We start from the raw sequence: 1,732 nt of genomic DNA, 5'->3' as shown, positions 1-1,732 counted from the left end.
TTGGTAATATAGTTGTAGATTAAAATATAAGATTACAATTATGGAAATAAGAAGAGCTACAAAAGATGATATAGAATCAATACAGTATGTTATAAGGGAATCTATTCTTGCTACCCATAAAGACATATATCCACAAGAGGATATGGAAGAGACTGTTAATAACTATACAGTAGAAAAACTTACTAAATATATTACAAACTATGATTATTTTGTAGCAGAAGAAGATGGAGATATAGTTGGTTGTGTATTAGCAAAAAAAGATAAGATGAGATCACTTTACGTTCTACCTTCACACATGGGGAAAGGCTTAGGTAGAAAATTGGCACAGACAGCTGAGAAATGTATTGAAGATAATGGTTATAAAAGAATTTGGTTATGGTCTAGTTTAATAGCACATGATTTTTATAAACACCTAGGATACAAAGATGTAAAGGAAATACCTAATAAAGATGGTTTAGTATTGCATATAGAAATGGAGAAATATCTTTAATGGTAGGTTGTGTCGGATAGCCTGAAACTTAAAAAATTCATCCTTATTGTAGAATTTAATTCTTAAGCTTATATACAACTGCAAGATACTATATAATACCTAAATGACGAACCTAACTAAGAAAGCAATCAAGCAAGATATAAATGAATTCCAAAAAAAATTGGAAGAAATACATCCCAATCCCTATAAGTATATTTTGAAGAAAGATTTTCACACCTTACTAGAAAGTAAGACAAAAAATGTTAAAAGTATAAGAGACCTAGGTCTAGCTATTATAAGCGTTCTTCCAAAACTAAAGGATGGACATACACAATTAGAATTATCATACGATGTTTTTGGGGCAAAAAGTTTTATGTTCCAATTTAAATTTTTTAATGATGGGTACTATCTAATAAAATCCTCTAAAACTCTATCTGAATTTCTAGGCTATAAGTTAACCAGAATAAATAACTTTCCAATAGATGATATAGAAAACATTGTAACTCCTCTGATTCCTCAAGAAAATGAGACCTCTACAAAATATTATCTATCCTCCAAACTTATGGAGCCTGTTATTCTTGATTACCTGAATATTAAAAAAGATGAAAACATTAAACTTCAATTGGAAAACCAAAAGGAGAAAACATCTATAGAGATATCTCCTGAGGACAGTAAAATCAAAATGATTTCTATGCTTAAAAACATCCCTAAAGTGGACGAATCACTTAAAGTGAGAAAGCCCTACTGGTTTAAGCATATGCTTGATTTAAAATCTTTTTATTTTCAATATAACGAATGCACTGAAATGGAAGATTTGAGTATATCTGAAGTAATAAAAATATTTAAAAAATCTTCTCTACTCAACTTAATTATTGATTTAAGAAATAATAAAGGAGGTGATTCGGAGGTATTAAAGCCTCTAATTGAATTCTTGAGAAAATATAAAGGGAAATACAAGACATTTGTGCTAACTGGTGCTGACATGTACTCTTCTGCTGTTATAAATCTAATTGAGCTATCTGATATTCCCAATACAATTTCGATAGGTGAGATCCCTCACGGTAATCCTACTCATTATGGAGAAGTTGAAATATTCATACTTCCAAATTCTAAATTGAAAGTGTTTTCTTCTTCAAAATTATTTAGATTTAAAGGTTATAAATTAGGAGAACCATTCAAACCAACACATATTGTTAATACAAAAATTCAGGATTTACTACTAGGAAAAGACACGCAGATAGAATATTTATCAAATATGCTATA

2 protein-coding genes are annotated in these 1,732 nt (G+C 29.3%); both read left to right on the top strand.

What is annotated here, in order from left to right; all coding sequences use genetic code 11:
* Positions 1-40 precede the first annotated feature (40 nt).
* Positions 41-490 (top strand): GNAT family N-acetyltransferase, encoded by a 450-nt coding sequence (locus tag SVN78_10930; GenBank protein ID MDY6822120.1) that lies wholly within the window; start codon positions 41-43, stop codon positions 488-490.
* A gap of 103 nt (positions 491-593) precedes the next feature.
* Positions 594-1,732: hypothetical protein (locus SVN78_10925; protein MDY6822119.1), on the top strand; the 1,139-nt coding region annotated here is incomplete at its 3' end.

The organism is Deferribacterota bacterium (assembly GCA_034189185.1).
Taxonomy (GTDB): domain Bacteria; phylum Chrysiogenota; class Deferribacteres; order Deferribacterales; family UBA228; genus UBA228.
The sequence above is the reverse complement of the archived record's forward strand: the minus strand, read 5'-3'. Positions and strand labels throughout refer to the sequence as shown.